The organism is Streptomyces sp. NBC_01320, from assembly GCF_035974375.1.
Taxonomy (GTDB): Bacteria; Actinomycetota; Actinomycetes; order Streptomycetales; family Streptomycetaceae; genus Streptomyces; species Streptomyces yanii.
Map to the genome: position 1 here is coordinate 5,033,995 of NZ_CP108390.1, position 16,877 is coordinate 5,050,871.

At 69.7% G+C, this 16,877-nt stretch carries 15 protein-coding genes and 1 pseudogene; 8 read left to right on the top strand and 8 right to left on the bottom strand.

Translation table 11 applies throughout. The features are described 5' to 3' along the window. Positions 1-320: 320 nt before the first annotated feature. Complete coding sequence (locus tag OG395_RS22655) at positions 321-1,643, bottom strand: PhoH family protein (RefSeq protein WP_037688637.1); 1,323 nt, start codon at positions 1,641-1,643, stop codon at positions 321-323. Positions 1,644-2,210: 567 nt separating this feature from the next. Next, positions 2,211-2,972: an isoprenyl transferase gene (locus tag OG395_RS22660; RefSeq protein ID WP_327244588.1), complete on the bottom strand. Its 762-nt coding sequence runs from the start codon at positions 2,970-2,972 to the stop codon at positions 2,211-2,213. 200 nt (positions 2,973-3,172) lie between these two features. Between OG395_RS22660 and mgrA the strand changes: the two genes are divergently transcribed. Further along, positions 3,173-4,213, top strand: coding sequence for an L-glyceraldehyde 3-phosphate reductase (mgrA, locus tag OG395_RS22665; protein ID WP_327244589.1), 1,041 nt, complete (start codon positions 3,173-3,175; stop codon positions 4,211-4,213). A gap of 245 nt (positions 4,214-4,458) precedes the next feature. On the opposite strand, the gene OG395_RS22670 is transcribed toward mgrA, so the two are convergent. Continuing rightward, on the bottom strand, positions 4,459-5,082 hold the full coding sequence (locus OG395_RS22670; RefSeq protein ID WP_327244590.1) for a hypothetical protein: 624 nt from the start codon (positions 5,080-5,082) through the stop codon (positions 4,459-4,461). Between the two features lie 51 nt (positions 5,083-5,133). Here OG395_RS22670 and OG395_RS22675 point away from each other — a divergent pair. Next, a pseudogene (locus OG395_RS22675) lies at positions 5,134-6,285 on the top strand (winged helix DNA-binding domain-containing protein); the annotation flags it as partial. Between the two features lie 51 nt (positions 6,286-6,336). Here the strand turns inward: OG395_RS22675 and OG395_RS22680 are convergent. The 3 genes from OG395_RS22680 to OG395_RS22690 all read right to left on the bottom strand — a co-directional run bounded on the left by OG395_RS22680 (position 6,337) and on the right by OG395_RS22690 (position 8,590). After that, a complete protein-coding gene (locus tag OG395_RS22680; RefSeq protein WP_327249422.1) occupies positions 6,337-6,795 on the bottom strand; it encodes a hypothetical protein in 459 nt (152 codons plus the stop codon). 123 nt (positions 6,796-6,918) lie between these two features. Beyond that, positions 6,919-7,701, bottom strand: a complete 783-nt coding sequence (locus OG395_RS22685; RefSeq protein ID WP_327244591.1) for a class I SAM-dependent methyltransferase — start codon at positions 7,699-7,701, stop codon at positions 6,919-6,921. Between the two features lie 85 nt (positions 7,702-7,786). Beyond that, positions 7,787-8,590: a prepilin peptidase gene (locus tag OG395_RS22690; protein ID WP_442818766.1), complete on the bottom strand. Its 804-nt coding sequence runs from the start codon at positions 8,588-8,590 to the stop codon at positions 7,787-7,789. Positions 8,591-8,703: 113 nt separating this feature from the next. Here OG395_RS22690 and OG395_RS22695 point away from each other — a divergent pair, with 113 nt between their 5' ends. Then, a complete protein-coding gene (locus OG395_RS22695) occupies positions 8,704-9,075 on the top strand; it encodes a DUF192 domain-containing protein (protein ID WP_327244593.1) in 372 nt (123 codons plus the stop codon). Between the two features lie 221 nt (positions 9,076-9,296). On the opposite strand, the gene OG395_RS22700 is transcribed toward OG395_RS22695, so the two are convergent. Beyond that, the gene (locus OG395_RS22700; RefSeq protein WP_266982049.1) at positions 9,297-9,704 is read right to left on the bottom strand and encodes a hypothetical protein; all 408 of its coding nucleotides are present in this window, start codon (positions 9,702-9,704) and stop codon (positions 9,297-9,299) included. Positions 9,705-9,964: 260 nt separating this feature from the next. Here OG395_RS22700 and OG395_RS22705 point away from each other — a divergent pair, with 260 nt between their 5' ends. The 4 genes from OG395_RS22705 (at position 9,965) to OG395_RS22720 (ending at position 13,439) form a co-directional block, all read left to right on the top strand. Further along, positions 9,965-10,126, top strand: coding sequence for a hypothetical protein (locus OG395_RS22705; protein ID WP_327244594.1), 162 nt, complete (start codon positions 9,965-9,967; stop codon positions 10,124-10,126). Positions 10,127-10,315: 189 nt separating this feature from the next. After that, entirely contained in the window at positions 10,316-12,349 is a 2,034-nt protein-coding gene (locus tag OG395_RS22710) for a hypothetical protein (protein ID WP_327244595.1), read from the top strand. A 35-nt stretch (positions 12,350-12,384) separates the two neighbouring features. Next, complete coding sequence (locus OG395_RS22715) at positions 12,385-12,969, top strand: hypothetical protein (protein WP_327244596.1); 585 nt, start codon at positions 12,385-12,387, stop codon at positions 12,967-12,969. Positions 12,970-12,989: 20 nt separating this feature from the next. Continuing rightward, on the top strand, positions 12,990-13,439 hold the full coding sequence (locus tag OG395_RS22720) for a DUF3592 domain-containing protein (protein WP_327244597.1): 450 nt from the start codon (positions 12,990-12,992) through the stop codon (positions 13,437-13,439). A 273-nt stretch (positions 13,440-13,712) separates the two neighbouring features. Here OG395_RS22720 and OG395_RS22725 read toward each other — a convergent pair whose 3' ends face one another. After that, on the bottom strand, positions 13,713-14,240 hold the full coding sequence (locus OG395_RS22725) for a hypothetical protein (protein WP_327244598.1): 528 nt from the start codon (positions 14,238-14,240) through the stop codon (positions 13,713-13,715). Between the two features lie 199 nt (positions 14,241-14,439). Here OG395_RS22725 and OG395_RS22730 point away from each other — a divergent pair, with 199 nt between their 5' ends. After that, positions 14,440-16,821 carry a PT domain-containing protein gene (locus OG395_RS22730; protein ID WP_327244599.1) on the top strand — a complete coding sequence of 794 codons (2,382 nt, stop codon included), beginning with the start codon at positions 14,440-14,442 and terminating at the stop codon, positions 16,819-16,821. Positions 16,822-16,877: the final 56 nt, after the last annotated feature.

Below are 16,877 nucleotides of genomic sequence, written 5' to 3' on the forward strand. Positions count from 1 at the left end.
CTACTGCTTGGGTCACGGGAGGCACGGGCCCGGTGGGCAACTCCCCTGGAGGAGTGCCGCGTGGTGCTCGCGGGCGGCATACGGACGGCAATTGTTGAGTTGTCTGATGCGTGGCACCTCTGGAGGTGCGGGTGTGCCGTATGCGGGGCCTGACGGAAGCAAGACTCTGCCGGAACGGGCCGCCGCGAAGCAATTCTCCGTTGCGTGTGAAAGCTCACACCCCGTTTGGTCCACGTGTTTTACGGAAAAGGTGCCGCAGCACGATGCCGCCCGGCTAAGCTCTTTGGCTCGCCGGGCGGCATCAATGGTCGTATCCCGTATCAGATCTGGCCTTCCTCCAGCATTTCGGTCACCAGCGCGGCGATCTGCGAGCGCTCGGAACGGGTGAGCGTGACGTGCGCGAAGAGCGGATGGCCCTTCAGCTTCTCCACCACGGCCACGACTCCGTCGTACCGGCCGACCCGGAGGTTGTCCCGCTGCGCCACGTCATGCGTGAGCACGACCCGGGAATTCGCCCCAATTCGGGACAATACGGTCAGCAGGACGTTCCGTTCGAGCGACTGCGCCTCGTCGACGATCACGAACGCGTCGTGAAGCGAGCGGCCCCGGATGTGGGTGAGCGGCAGAACCTCCAGCATCCCGCGCCCCAGCACCTCCTCGATCACCTCGCGCCCGGCGACCGCCGAGAGCGTGTCGAAGACGGCCTGCGCCCACGGGCTCATCTTCTCGGCCTCGGTGCCGGGGAGATAGCCGAGCTCCTGGCCGCCGACCGCGTACAGCGGCCGGAAGACCATTACTTTCTGGTGCTGCCTCCGCTCCAGGACGGCCTCCAGACCGGCGCAGAGCGCCAGCGCCGACTTGCCCGTGCCGGCCCGGCCGCCCAGCGACACGATCCCGACGTCCTGGTCGAGCAGCAGATCGAGAGCGATGCGCTGCTCGGCGCTGCGGCCATGGATCCCGAAGGCCTCCCGGTCGCCGCGGACGAGACGCACATTGCCCTCGGCGGTGATCCGGCCGAGCGCCTTACCGCGCTCGGACTGCAGCACCAGTCCGGTGTGCACGGGCAGGTCGGCGGCCTCGGGGACGTAGAGCGTCTCCTCTCCGAAGAGCAGATCCACCTGTTCGGCGGAGAGGGGCAGTTCCGACATGCCCGTCCAGCCGGAGTCGGTGATGGCGAGTTCGGCGCGGTACTCCTCCGCGAGGAGGCCGACCGAGGATGCCTTGATGCGTAGCGGCAGGTCCTTGGAGACGACCGTGACGTCGTACCCCTCGGCCTGGAGATTGCGCGCGACCGCGAGAATCCGTGAGTCGTTGTCCCCCAACCGGTAGCCGGCGGGCAGTACGCCGGGGTCGGAATGGTTGAGTTCGACGCGCAGCGTCCCGCCGAGATCCCCGAGCGGAATCGGGGCATCCAGCCGGCCGTACCGGACCCGGAAGTCGTCCAGCAGACGCAGGGCCTGCCGGGCGAAGTAGCCGAGCTCCGGATGGTGCCGTTTGGCCTCCAGTTCCGTGACCACGACGATCGGGAGCACGACTTCGTGCTCGTCGAACCGGGCCATGGCGTTCGGATCGGCCAGCAGGACGCTGGTGTCGAGAACATAGGTGCGCCTGTCGGGCATGCGGCGCTTTGTGCTGGTCACCACGGAAGGACGTACCCCCTCGGACGAGGTTGGGGTGCGACGGCGTCGCGGAGCATCCCAAAGGGAGAGGACGGACCGGGCTGCGACCCTCTTGCGCGGGCCGAGTGCCGGCCCTCCGCGTCAGCCGCACAGTATGTACGGTCCTTCGTGTGCAAAGGGCCTCCCGGGCGAGCGGACTCCATGCCGCTCACTTGGACACGACGTCCGCCTGGTTTTTGACCGGACGTCGACCTGACAGGGGTATTCCCTCGAACACGCGAAGCCATGCCGCCCGGGGTGGGCGGGCTGAGCTGGGAGTGTGCCCCCGGGCACGTGGGTCTGCTGCGCCGGCCCCCGGCGCCGCCGTGGGCGGCCGTGGTGCCCCTGGGCCGCATGGGCCCGGGGCTCGCGTCCTCGATCGCCGGACGCGTGCTTTTCGGGCCACCCCGGAACACGGGTCCGGGCCCGCTTATTGAGCCGTTCGGGTGGGCAACTCCGGCCCGTCCGGCGTTCGAGAAGGACGGAACCGGCCACCCTGGGGGCCGGGGCCGGGCGAGACCCTGGCCCGGTCCGTGGAGGAGACGGGCGGCGTCAGCCGCCGAAGCGGCGGCCTCGGGCGGCGTAGTCGCGCAGCGCCCGGAGGAAGTCGACCTTGCGGAACGCCGGCCAGAAGACTTCGCAGAAGTAGTACTCGGAGTGCGCGCTCTGCCAGAGCATGAAGCCGGACAGCCGCTGTTCACCGCTCGTGCGGATCACCAGGTCCGGATCCGGCTGCCCCCGCGTGTACAGGTGCTCCGAGATCAGGTCGGTGGAGACGATCTCCGCCAGGTCCTCGAAGGACGTCCCCTTGGACGAGTGGTCGAGCAGCAGCGACCGGACCGCGTCCGCGATCTCCTGCCGCCCGCCGTAGCCGACGGCGACATTGACCAGTATTCCGTCGACCCCGACCGTGGCCTGCTCGGCCTCCTTGAGGACGGTCTGCGTGTGCGCGGGCAGCAGGTCGAGGGTGCCGACGTGGTGGACGCGCCACCGCCCGTCCGCCGCCAGGTCGCGCACCGTGTTCTCGATGATGCCGAGGAGCGGTGTCAGCTCGGACTCGGGCCGGTCGAAGTTGTCCGTGGACAACAGCCACAGGGTGACGACCTCGACATCGGTCTCACTGCACCAGCCGAGAAGCTCCTGGATCTTGTCCGCACCCGCCTGGTGCCCCTGCGCGGCCGTGCCGCCGGACGCCTTCGCCCAGCGCCGGTTGCCGTCGAGGATGACACCGATGTGCTTGGGCACCTGGGCGTGGTCGAGGCGGGCCTCCACCCGGCGCGCGTAGAGCCCGTACACCAGGTCGCGCAAGTTCACTGAGTTCACCTCTCGGTTCTGTGCGGGCCCTCCCGCCCCATTTCCCGGGGTCCGGGGTCGACCCCGTGGGGATCGTCGCACCGGTCCGCAGAGTCCGTTGCTCCGCCGTGCCGTGGCAGTCCCCGAAGCCGCCACATTACTGCGCAGGCACCGCACCGGCCCAACCCGGTCTGTCACAAGTCCGTGATAAGGAGGGAAACGTGACTGATTCTTCTCTCTCCTACCAGGCCGCCGGTTCGCGCTACGACTCCATGGAGTACCGCCGCACCGGCCGCAGCGGCCTCAAGCTCCCCGCCGTCTCGCTGGGCCTCTGGCACAACTTCGGCGACGACCGCTCCCTGGACTCCCAGCGGGCGATTCTGCGCCGCGCCTTCGATCTCGGCGTGACCCACTTCGACCTGGCCAACAACTACGGGCCGCCGCCCGGCTCAGCCGAACTCAACTTCGGGAAGATCTTCCACCAGGACTTTGCCCAGTACCGGGACGAACTGATTATTTCTACCAAGGCCGGGTACGAGATGCACCCCGGCCCGTACGGCGAGTGGGGCTCCCGGAAGTATCTGCTGTCGTCGCTCGACGCCTCGCTGAAGCGGATGCAGCTCGACTACGTCGACATCTTCTACTCGCACCGCTTCGACCCGGACACTCCGCTCGAGGAGACCATGGGTGCGCTGGCCTCCGCCGTGCAGCAGGGGAAGGCGCTGTACGTGGGCGTCTCCTCGTACAACTCGGAGCAGACCGCCGAGGCAGCCTCGTTGCTCAAGGAGATGGGCGTGCCGGCCCTGATCCACCAGCCGTCCTACTCGATGATCAACCGCTGGACCGAGGACGACGGGCTGCTCGACACCCTGGAGGAGGCCGGCATGGGCTGCATCTCCTTCGTGCCGCTGGCCCAGGGACTGCTCACGAACAAATACCTGAAGGGCATCCCGGAGGGTTCGCGCGCGACCCAGGGCAAGTCCCTCGACCCGGACCTGCTCTCGGACGAGGTGATCCGCCGGCTGAACGGGCTGAACGACATCGCGCAGCGGCGCGGCCAGTCACTCGCCCAGCTGGCACTCAACTGGGTGCTGCGGGACAGCCGGATGACGTCGGCCCTGATCGGAGCTTCGAGCGTGAAGCAGCTGGAGGAGAACGTCGCGGCGCTCGCCGGACCGGCGCTGTCGGCCGAGGAGCTGAAGGAGATCGACACCTTCGCCGTGGACACCGCGGGCACCAACATCTGGGCCGGACGGGGCTGAGACTCCGGTCTTCGCCGGACGGGTACAAAAAACGGGCCGGTCCGTGGGGGGGGATACGGACCGGCCCGAGGGGGGGTTTCCACCATAACCCTTCGTAAGTGATGCTGCGTGCCACGCCACCCGATAATTACTCTCCGAATTCGGTGGACTCCGTTCCGAGCACGGCACCCGGGGGCGGAAGGGGCGGATGAGTCGGGTGCGCTGCCGGAGGCGCCGGGTTGACGCCGGGCACTCCCCGCCGGAGGTCAGTGACCGCCCTCCGGCTTCACGCAGCCGGTGCCCTCGATGTAGCGGCCGTGCGCCTCGGCCGTGACCTGGCCGCGGCTCGCGCCGTCCACCGCGCCGTACACCACGCCTTCGAGGCAGATCGGGCCGTTGTCGATCAGGTACGTGTGATCGTGGCCCCGGGAGCTGGTCGTGATGGCCCTGGAGGCGTAGCCCAGTTCGGTGAGGATCTCGCGGACACCGGAGTCGGTGGTGTGCGGGTCCTGGGCCGCCGGGGTCAGCGCCTCCTTGATCCGCGCGGCCCGTGTATCGCCCTCGGCCTGTTCGGCCGGGGACAGTTCGCGCGCCTGCTGGAAGGCGTGGTTCTCCTTGTAGTGCGGCGCGCCGTCCACGGTGCCGGGTTCCTGGTACGGACTCGCGCCGACGGGCGGGGAGCCGGACGCTGTGACGGGTGCGGAGGCGCTCGCGGCAGCCGGGCTCGTGGGCGCGGTCGCCGTCGTGGCAGAGGCAGAAGCAGCGGCGGGGGCCGCGGCGGTCGGTGCGGCGCTCGGGGTCCGCCCCTTCCCGCAGCCCGCCAGTGCCGGAGCCAGGAACAGCACCGTCGCGGCGATCAGGACCGCAGCTGTACGTCTCGCGAAGGTCATCGGCCGAGTATGGGACAGCCTCTGACCTGATGGGCCGCTAGTTTCCGAATCATGACGACCCGAGCAGCAACCGTGACCTGGACGAGGGCGAACGCACGCCGGATCGAGCGCCAGGGCCTCTCCGCCCCTCTGGCCGCTTCCCCCGCCGACGCCGTGGCGGCGATGCTCGCCGCACACGCGCAGGTGCGGTCCGCCGCCGAGATGTCCGTCGGGCTGCGGCTGACCGGCGGGACGCGTACCGACGTACACACCGCGCTGTGGACCGACCGCACCCTGGTCAGGACGTACGGTCCGCGTGGCACCGTGCATCTGCTGCCTGCGGCCGAACTGCCGATGTGGACCGGTGCGTTGTCCGCCGTTCCCGCCGGGGCCGGTCCGTTCCCGGAGGACGTCCGGATGAGCCCCGGGCAGACCGAGGAGGTCCTCGCGGCGATCGGCGATGCGCTGACGGGCGCCGAGCTGACGATCGACGAACTGTCCGACGCGGTGGTCGCCCGCACGGGTCCGTGGGCCGGGGAGCGGGTGATGCCCGCGTTCCAGGAACTGTGGCCGCGCTGGCGGCAGGTGATGCATCTGGCGGGCCACCGCGGTGTGCTGTGCTTCGCCCCGGACCGGGGCCGCAAGGTCACGTTCACCAACCCGGGCGCCACTGCGCTCGACGGTCCGGCGGCGCTCGCCGGACTTGTGCGGCGCTATCTGTACGCGTACGGCCCTGCCACCCCCGCGCACTTCGCCACATGGCTCGCGGCGCCGAAAGGTTGGGCGGTGTCGGTCTTCGCGGAGCTGGCCGGGGACGGGGTGATCGAAGAGGTGGCGTGCGAGAGCGGTGGTGGCGGCGGTACGGCGTGGCTGGTGGCGGGCGACACCGGATTCCCCGCCGGACCGGCGCGCGGGGTGCGGCTGCTCCCCTATCTCGACGCGTTCGCCATCGCGTCCCAGCCGCGCGAGCGGCTCTTCCCCGGCGCGGCGTACGAGCGCGCGCTGGCACGCGGCCAGGCGGGGAACTTCCCCGTGCTGCTGATCGACGGAACGGTCGCCGGGGTCTGGCACCAGCGCCGCTCGGGCCGCCTGATCGCGGTGACCGTGGAACCGCTGTCCCCGCTCACCACCGTGCAGCTGCGGGAGTTGGAGGAGCAGGTGGAACGGGTGGGGGCGGTGCTGGAAGGGACGGCGGAGCTGACAGTGGGGGAGGTGACGGTGGGGGCCGCACGCGTAGCGTCTTTCGTCCGGGCTCCGCACGAGCGGCCCCACGCGCTACGTGACCGCTTCCGCGCCGCGGTGCCCCCGGGTGAAGCGGATCACCACCGTGTCGCCGCCGATGACGACGAACCTCCCGCCCTCGCACCGGATGACGGCTTCGTGCACCTCGCCGCGCTCGTCCCGGCGCTCCTCGGTGCGGGTGACCGTCCACCCGCCCGCGGGCGGTTCCGGCAGGTGCGGCAGGGCCGAGAACCCCCACTGTCCCGCGGGTACGCACCAGTCGGGCAGCTGCGGCCAGGTGCCGGGACCGACATGCAGGGTCCAGTCGGAGGCGCAGGTCAGGAGAACCGACTGGCCGTCGGAGAGCAGGAACTCGACGGCCTCCGGTTCCCCCATCCGCCCCTCCGGCCGGTAGAAGAGGCCGAGGACGCCGGTGATCCGTGCCCCTCTGAGCCATTCGGAGTCCCCGCGTCGCGGGCTGCGGAAGGCTTCCTCGTCGTGCTCCACCCTCATGGCCTGCTCCTTCCCCGTCCACTGACCGCCCAGGGTCGCATCATTTGGGCGTACGTCGGTGGATGAGGCGGCCGTCGCGCCCTCGGGGATCTCGACGAGGAGGGCGCGGGCGGCGCTGGTCGCCTACCGCGGCTTGCGGGCCTCGATCAGGAAGCGGGTGGTGTGCGCGACGAACGGCCCCTCGGTCTCGATGAGGTGGTGCAGGGCGGCCAACTGCGGCCGGTACTGCTCGACCGTGAAGCCGGGCACCATCCAGATCACCTTCCGCAGGAAGTAGACGACGGCGCCGATGTCGAAGAACTCGGTACGCAGCGTCTCCAGCCGCAGATCGACGACCTCCAGCCCGGCCGCCTCGGCCTCGGCGCCGGCCCGTTGCGGGTCGCGGGCGCCGCGCGCCTCGGGCGGCTGCGGTCCGAGGAAGTACTCGACGAGTTCGAAGACGCTCGCCGGACCGACCTGCTGCGAGAAGTACGTGCCGCCGGGTCGCAGGACGCGTGCGATCTCCGTCCACCAGGTGGTCACCGGGTGACGGCTGGTCACCAGGTCGAAGGCGGCGTCCCCGAACGGCAGCGGCGGCTCGTCCGCATCCGCGACCACGACGACTCCGAGCGGGTGCAGTCGGGCGGTGGCGTGGGCGATGTTCGGCGGCCAGGACTCGGTGGCGGCGGTGAGCGGAGGCAGCTTCGGCGCGGAGGCGAGGACCTCGCCTCCGCCGGTCTGGATGTCGAGGGCGGCGCGGGCCCGGCCCAGCCGCTCCCCCATGGCGCGCGCGTAGCCCCAGGAGGGGCGTTGTTCGGTGGCCCGGCCGTCGAGCCAGGAGAAGTCCCAGCCGTCGACGGAGACGGCATCGGCCTCGGCCACGAGCGCGTCGAAGCGTGCGCGTTCCTTTTCGGGTGTTCCAGGCATACGGGGATGGTGTCACCGGTGCGCCCGCGGACGCGACCGGATTCCGGGTGCGCCGTGCCCGGCGGTCCGTGAGCGGTACGACAGGTTAGGCGGCGAGACCGCCCAGCAGCAGGCCGAGCAGGGCGCCCCCGATCATGAACGGCCCGAACGGGATGCCCGTCTTGCGCCCGGCCCGTCGCAGGATCATCAGCCCGAACCCGTACACCGAGCCGAACACGAACCCGGCGAAGCCTCCCGCGCAGACGATCGCCCACCCGTACCAGCCGAGGGCCACGCCCAGCGACAGGGCGAGCTTGACGTCGCCGAAGCCCATCCCGTTCGGGTTGATCAGGAAGAGCAGGAGGTAGAAGCCGCCGAGCGCGAGGCCGCCGAGCAGTGCGGAGGTCCACGATCCGGCATGTTCCGGAAGCAGCGCCGCACCGCCCAGGAGCAGGGCGGCCGCGCCGGCGAGCGGCAGCGTCAGCTGGTCCGGCAGCCGGTGGACGCGGCGGTCGATGGTGGCGAGAAGCACGGCGACAGGGGCGAGAAGCAGCCAGACGACGAGCTCGGGGCGGAGTCCGGTGGCCGCGGCCAGGGTGATGCAGCCGAGGGCGGTCACGACGGGGGCGAGGAGGGAGGGGGCGTAACGCTCAGTCGTTCTCCCGGCTCCATCACTGCCTGCATCCGGCGCGGAGGCGGCAACCGTCGCCGCTCGCGGAGCCGTCCGTACCCCGGCGCACGCAGCGCACCGGGGAGAACCGAGCCAGCCGCGGGCCACCCCGCTGAAGGGGTGGCCGGCGGGGCATGTGTCCCGCCATGCGTCGTCCGGTTCGACCGAGAACCGGTAGGCGGCGCGAGGGACCAGCAGTCCGGTCGCGGCGCCCCAGAGCGCGGCGACCCCCAGCAACATGGCGAACACGGAACCGACCCTAGGCCGGTGGACGCGCACGGGTCATGGGTCCAGGGGCCCACTGCGCACGGTTCCGGGCCCAGCGACGGTCACCGGGCGCTACGGTCGTGGCCATGGGTCAATGGCGCAATGGAAACGGGACGTTGACGGTCACGGACCGGGAGGGCGGACCGGAGCAGGAGGTGCCGCTGCGGATCGCCGCCTCGTATCGGGCGCGGTCCAAGGGGCTGCTCGGGCAGAACGGGATCGACGGGGCACTGATGATCACCCCGTGCGGGAGTGTGCACACGTTCCGGATGCGGTTTGCGATCGATGTGGCTTACCTGGACCGGAAGTTCGACGTCGTGGCGGTCCACACGATGAAACCGGGGCGGCTCGGCATGGTGCGACTGCGGTCGCGACACGTGATCGAGTCGGAGGCCGGGACGATGGAGAAGTGGGGGCTGCGGCCCGGGGCCCGGGTGCGGGTCGTCCAGACCTCCTGACGCGGGGACTTGGGTCGGGAGGTCAGGGGAGATCTGCTTCGCCGCCCGCCGCGCCGGGCTCGGTCCGGGCGTTCGCGGCGGGCGATGGTGTACGGCTCAGAGCCTGTCGGGTGACCTTCGATCGGATGGCGGACGCGGTCCGGTGCGTGCGATTCCAAGGCGGCGGGAGAAGCGTGCGTGCCAGGGCGTGGCCGCCCGATCAGAGGTCACCCGACAGGCTCTCAGGAGGCCGGGCGGCGTGTACCCAGGCCGCGGCCGACGAGCGGGGTCACCGTGCGGATCAGTTTCAGCTGGGTGGAGCGCAGGACCTTCACCGTCATGTCGTCGGACCAGCCGGTGGTCGTGGACCATTCGTATCCCGAGCCGACCATCTCGCTGGCGAACGCCAGCTCCGTCGCGAGCAGGGCCCGCGCCCAGTCCATCGGTTCCAGGGGCTCCTTGGCCGCGAGTGCGGTCCGGATCCGGGCGCCTCGCCGGTTCAGGTCGTCCGCGTCGTCGAAGCCCATGGCCACGGCGAACTCCTCCGTGCACCGTGCTGGGCCGCTCCACTCGATCAAGCCCTGTTGCAGGAGCTGGGACTCCTCATCGGTCAGCGTCAGCTGTTCCGCCGTCTGCACGCCAGTCGTCACCCTTCCACCCTTCCGGGAGCCCGCGCGGCCCCGCGGTCGTGGTGCGTACGTGGGTGCCGGCGGAACGTTCAGAACCTCAGGGATGCGACGCTAACGACCCATCGGCCGGGCCGTCTTGGGTCCCAGGGCTCATGCCGGGGCCCAGCCCGAGCCGTCGCGGGGCAGCAGGACCGTCCTTTTGCAGGCCCCGTGGCCGTCGGCCGGCCGCGTCAGCGGAGGGCGCCACGGCGCCCGGCGACGTCGACGGGCGCGCCGGACTCGTGGTCGGCGACCCGTCGGCGGACAGCAGCCGGGACGCCCGGTGGATCGTCCGCTCGGATGCCACCGGAGTCATCGCCAAGGGCTCGGTCTCGTTCGGCACGGCCATCTTCGGCGCCCCGACCGGCCCGTCCCGGTTCATCCGGTTCCTGAGCTCCCGCTGACGACGTCGAGCCACTCCGTCCGACGGACCCGGCCCGACCGCCGAATTCGCCGCCACCGCTGCGCACTTGGGCCCGATTTTGGGGCCAAGGGCCCAGGTCACGCGGCCAGTTCGCCCGTACGCTCACGCCACACCCGAGGTTCGGTCAGCGGGGCAGTGCAGGGCGAGTGAGCGTCGGAGAGGGAGAGCCGTGAGCAGTGGCGGGGGCTGGGGACACGGAAGCGCAGGCCGCATACCGCCGGGGCAGGGACCCGGCCGTCCGGGCGGTGGTGGCGGCCCCGGCTGGAACGGCGGAGCCCGGGGCAACGGCGGTGCGTTCTTTCCGCTGTCGCGCAGTTGGGCCGTCGGCGCCCTCGTCTACATCGTCGCCGGGTTCCTGGTGAGCCGCGGGCTGGTGGAGACCCTCGCCACCGGTGAGCGGCTCGAAGAGTTCACCTGGCGGCTGGGCCTGCTGCATGTGCCCAGTGTCATCACCTCTCTGCTCACCGTCCTGGCCGCCGCCCGCGTCCTGCCCGAGGAGCAGCGGGAGTCCCGCCCGGTGTATCTGGCCGCCACCCTGGGTGTGCCGGTCGCCGGACTCGCGTACGGCCTCTTCGTCTCGTGGCATCTCGTCGGCATCGAGGGCGTGTTGATGCCGTTCGTGGTGCTGGTCACCGGTTCGGCCGCCGGGCTGGCCGTCGACCGGCTGCTGGAGGAGGACGACAGCGCGGAGTCCGTCACGCCGAACTCGTACTCATGGCGGGACAGCGGTGCCACCGCCATGGAGTACCTCGGGGTGATCGTCCTCGTCGTCACGATGATCGGCGCGATGGCGATGGCCGGTGTCGGCGGCCAGATCGGCGAGCGGATCCGGTGTGCGATCAGCTCGCTCGGTGGCGGCGGTGGCGGGTGCACCACCGGTGGCAACAACCCGGTCGCGAAGCCGAAGACGGATGCCGACTACGAGCCCAAGCTCTGCCAGATCTCCAGCGTCTCCGACACGGTCGGTGACAAGGTCAAGATCGGCTGGTTCGAGTGGGGCAACGAGTACGGCTTCCAGCAGAAGGTCAGCCAGGCCAACACGGATGTGAACGAGGACGGCAAGGTCGACGAGAACGACAAGCTGGTCTACATGACGTTCACGGACGCCGCGTCCGTGGGCGCCACCGCCAGCACCCCCGGCTTCAAGCTCGGCAAGCTGGGCAAGGCGGATGTCGACGTCGGTGGCGGCGTCAAGATCACCAACGGTGACACCTGGGTCTTCAAGAGCGAGGAGGACGCCAAGAAGATGCGGGACGACATCGAGGAAATGAAGATGTGGGAGACCTCCACGAAGTACAGCGGCGCCTACGGCGGTAACTGGTACTCGGGGATGAAGTGGGCGGACAAGAAGGAGGACGTCGAGAAGCAGATCGGCAACAAGAAGATCTCCTACTCGACGATCGGCCTCAATGCGTACGCGGACGGCGGTCTCAACATCAGCGCGGGCGACGAGTCCGAGCTCGGCGCGAAGCTCGGCGGCAAGGCCAAGTTCTCCCCGGACGTGACCATCTCGAAGGACGACGTCAACGGCAACGAGTCGTACACGTACACCGCCAAGCTCGAACTGGAGGGCAAGGTCAGCGGTTCGGCCGGCCCGCTCACCGGCACGGCCGGCGCGAAGGACACCCGTACCGGGGCCATCACCGTCACCCGTGACCAGAAGACCGGCAAGATCGTCCGTATCGACATGACGAAGACGGTCGAGACGGGCTCCACGTCCGACAAGGGCGAGGCCAAGGGCGACAACGGCAAGAAGGACGGCGACAAGCGCGGCGGCAAGGCGGGCGCCACCGACTCGTCCGGCGACACGGGCATCGAGGTCCAGACGAACTCGATCGTCTTCGGCAAGGACACCGACAAGGCGACCGAGGACAAGCGGGCCATCGCCGAGCAGTGGCTGGACGGCAGCGGCAACAACACCGCCCCGTTCGAGTACATGTTCGGCGACAAGTCCCTGCAGCAGAAGCCCGACGGAACCGACCCGTTCGACCAGATGATGTTCCAGGACGGTCTGTCGAGCACGATGCAGTACCACGGCGAGACGGACGCCCAGGAGTTCGGCTTCGAGGTCTCGCTCGGCATGAGCCTCGGATTCTCCCTCTCGGACGAGCACAAGAAGGAGACACTGACGGACGCGCAGTTCCTCGGAGCTCCGCAGGGCGACAAGCGCGCGTTCCTCCCGTACAGCTACTGCGCGAAGTGAGCCCCCCTACGCAGCACCCCGCACAACGAAAGGCGATGACGGCAGTGAGGAAGTCCCGGACGTCCGGCGCGGTTGTTGCCGCCGCCCTCGGTCTCACCCTGCTCACCGGCTGCGGCTCCTCGGACGCCGCCGCCGTCCCGGACGGCTGGGGCACGCTCGACACCAGGAGCGTGTCCGTCGGCTACCCCGAGGACAAGGGCTACAAGGAGCAGTCCGCCGCCGACCGCAACAAGAACAACGCGGCCGTCGCACTCAAGGAGGAGAGCGGGCTGCGCACCGGCATGGTCTCGGTCCAGCTCGACTTCGCGACCGGCATCGACGACGCGAGCGAGGCCGCCTCCGCGGCGGGCGCGGGCATCGGCCTCGGTGCCACCCGCAAGGGCACCACCGACGTGCGGCTCGCCGGCGAGGAGAGCGCCCGTGAGGCGCGTCGGATCGATTACGAGTTCACCTCGTCCGGCAAGGAGCAGACCCCGGCGAGCGGCACCCGGATGACGGGGGTCGTGGTGGCGGGGGTCGATTCGAAGGACGTACCGTTCGCCATCCGGATCAATGCGGTGAAGGGCTCGCTGAGCGCTCAGGATCTCGACGCGTTCGTGGGCTCGATCACCGTGAAGTAGCGGGTGGAGGACTGGCGTTCATGGATGTACTGCCCGGCGGGACCGCCACTTTCCTGCTGCTGTTCGGCCTGTTCCTCGGCGCGTTCGCCGTACGGTCGGCGCTGCGGCTGAGCCGCGTGCTGAGCCTCGTACGACACGGGGAGCGGGCCGAGGGGCGGTGTGCGGAGCGCCGGGTCGTGGACCGGGGGGCGGACCGGGAGCGGAGCTATGCGACGGAGTACGTGTTCGCGTTCCGCACGCTCGACGGCCGCGAGGTCGAGTTCGTCGACCATGCTCCCGGACCCTTCGGCTTCGAGGTCGGGGCGCCGGTCCGGGTCTCGTACGATCCGGCGGACCCGGAGAAGCGCGCCACGGTCGCCGGGCCGCGGGCCTGGGGTCCGGTACTGATGCCCGCGGTGTTCACGGTGGTCCTGGGGGTGTTCGCGGCGGGGCTGCTGGTCGGGTTCGCGGCGATGCGGGGCTGGCTCTGAGGCCGTCGTCCGGGCGGGCTGTCCGGACTCACGTGGATGAGCCTGTGCCGCCGCTCGCGTCGTGGCTGTGTATCGGTCAGCGGGCCGCCTCCAGCCCGGTCCACTCAAGCCGGTCGGGTCCGGTCCGGTAGCAGGAAGTCACCGCTTGCCGTCCGTCGTGAACCGGGTCCCGGTCTCGCCGCGGATCCACACCACGCCGCGCCGGTCGACCGCCCGCTGCGCCTCCGCCGGCGGGCGCATCCGCCCCACCGGCCGTGATCGCGGCGGCCCCGGCTACTCCACGTCGTCGTCTTCGTCGTCCTCGTCGAAATCGCCCAGCACGTCGGAGAGGTGCTGCTCGATGGGGTTGCCCAGCTCGTCCTCCGTGCAGAACAGTCCGTGCACGGCGCCCATCGGATAGATGGCCTCCTCCGTGTCCTCGCCCGGCATCCCCACGCAGGGGTCGTCGATGACCCCCGACGGATCCGCCTCCCCGAACAGGGAGGGCAGTTCGGCGCCCTTCACGGCGAACGGCTCGAACTTCCACACCGCCCCCCGGGTGCGGCACACCACTTCCCCGATGTACCAGCACGCCCCTTGAAGGAATGCGTCGCGTCGCGCTGTGAGAGTCTCCGCGTCGCTGTCGAACCGGCTGCGGACGAGGGCCTCCAGCGCGTCCAGGGACCGGGGTGAGAAGTCCCATGTCCCAGGGGTGCCGGTGGCCTCGGCCCAGTGCTCGAAGTTCCGGGCGCGTTCGGCCAGCCACGCCGGCAGGTCGGGGTGGGTCTGCGGGTCGATGCCGTGGTCCGTGCGGTCAGCCATGCCGCCCACTGTAGACAGACTCCCGGACCGTAGGAACGAACTGTCCGCCGTGTCACGCCAGTTGACACGCCATACCTCAACAACCCGTTGTATCGACCGACGCATGAGGCTCTAGGGTGTGGGGCCGGACGGTGGCAAGCACGGGGGCCCGCACCGTCCAACTCCGTGTCCCATGAGCCCCCCCCACAGGGACAGACACTTGAGTACCTCCATACGATCACGCATACGATTCCGGCTGGCCGCCTGCTTCGCCACCGCCGCCGCAGCCGGACTCGTCGTCACCGGCCTGCCCGCCTTCCAGGGCACAGCCGACGCCGCACCGGGCAAGATCCGCTGCGATGAGAAGTTCCTCGGCCGCAAATACAACATGGACGAGGCCCGCGGCATCCAGGGCAAGAACACCCCCTACAGCCAGAACCCCGAAGACACCTGGGGCGACTACTTCTTCGACAACCCCTCCCACGCCTTCGACGGGATGCCCACGCCGGACCAGGCGAAGCTGGACGCTGCCGGCAAGTCCGAAGCCGACGTCCAGAAGTGGAAGAAGAAGTACGGCCAGACCGGTGACCCGCAGTACCGGGCCCTGGAGATCTACGCCCGCTACAACAAGCAGCTCGTCGGCGACGGCCCTCGGAAGATGAAGGACTTCCCCCTCTGGCTCGACCAGAGGGTCATCGGCAACGAGGCCAACCAGCGCAAGGGCGACGGCTTCGAATCCCGCATCGTCAAGCAGTTCAAGCTCGTCGGACCGGAGTGGATCTGCCAGAAGGAAGTGCCGGTCTTCGACAAGAACGGCAAGGCGGTCATCAACCCCAAGACCGGCGAGCAGGCGGTCCGTAAGTACGACGCCTACAACGCCAAGACCAAAGAGTTCGTCGAGTTCAAGTCCAACGGCAAGCACATCGCCGAACAGCTCCGCTGGGACAAGCACATCCTGCGCAACAAGGAGTACGCCGACCACAAGCTCCGCCTGATCACCGGCGACGAGACCACGGGCAACACCAAGCGCCAGTACGCGTCCCTGAACCGGCAGCTCCAGAGCGAACGCGGCACGGGCCTGCCCCAGGCCACCATTCGCGAGCAGCGCGCCAACGGCCACGCCCGCTGGACGCCGAACAGGTACACCCGTTACGACAAGGTCTTCAACCCCGATCCGCGCCGCGTCGGCTCCTACGGCCCGCTGCACGACGACGTGTGGCGCTCGGCGAAGAGCCCTGAGCAGGCACGCAAGCTCCAGCACCAGTACAACCAGGTCAACACCCGCGGCGGCTTCGGGCGGCCCGGAGGCATCGACTTCTCCACCCTGGAGCTTCAGTACGTCGGCAACCCGGCCAAGGGCAAGGGTCTCGACTACTCCTTCAAGGCCGACATGGTCGAGGACGAGGACAAGAACCCCGGCTGGGGCGGTGAGCAGCGCCTTCAGCTCTCCTCCGATGCGATGTTCGCCTGGCTGGCGCTGACGCCGGACAAGTTCTGGGTCAACCTCAACCCGGACCAGCCCGACAAGATCATGGACAAGACGTTCGGGAAGACCGACGCCGGACGTGTTCTGCTTCAGGCCGACCTGGAGATGAAGCACGACTACGCGCGTGACATGGACCCCCGCAGCGGCATCGGCAAGCAGTACTGGGATGCCATGACGGCCGCGAACATCCCGTGCGGGCACCAGATCCGGCTGTGGATCGTCCCCAAGACCGCCAAGGTCCGCGCCGACAACAACGGCCTGTACATCCTGGATGCGCCGCTGAAGGTCAATGCCGAGCCGCAGAAGGTCAACTTCCCCAGCCCCAACGGCAAGTGCGACCTGACCGAGGCCCAGGTCAACACCTCACAGCGCCTGGTCGAGCAGTACGTCATCCCCGACGTCGAGGAGAAGGTCAACAGCGGGAGCGCGTACGCCGACCTGCGCCGCGTCTACAACGCCCGCGTCGCGGCCGAGTACATCCGCACCCAGGACAAGGACCACGTCACCGACTTCCGGCCCCTCATCAACAGCAACAACGTGGCTCGGTGGCCACTGCGGGGCAAGGCCAGGACCTGGACCCCGAAGCAGACGTGGGACGAGTACATGAAGTCCTACACGCAGGGCGACTACAGCTACCCCTGCCAGGTCGACGGCCAGAACAAGACCTGCATCATGGGCGGCGTCGACTTCTCCAAGGCCCCGAAGCGCAACATCTCCAAGACGGAGTTCAACCTCCAGCACCCCAGGACGGACACCACCACCAAGACGTCCAGGACCACCACGGTCACCTACCGCAACAGCAACACCGTCATGTTCGGCGGCTCCAGCTCCGGCCAGGTCTACAACGGCGGCGGGAACGAGACCCCGGGCCCGAAGCCGACCGGCACGGCCAAGCCCACCAGCAAGCCGACCCACGAGCCCACCACCCCGGCACCGGATCCGTCCGACAGCCGCACTCCCGCCCCCACGGGCTCCCCCAAGGACCCGGACGGCAACCTCGCCCACACCGGCTCCGACACCCCCGTCGGCCTGATCGCCTCCGTCGCCGCGGCACTCGCCGTCGGCGGAGCGGGCCTGACCTGGTGGATGCGCCGCCGTAAGGCCGCCGCGAGCTAGGGTCGTTCGTTCGGCTCAGGCACGACGCTCACAGCGAAGGCCCCGCCCCCTCCATC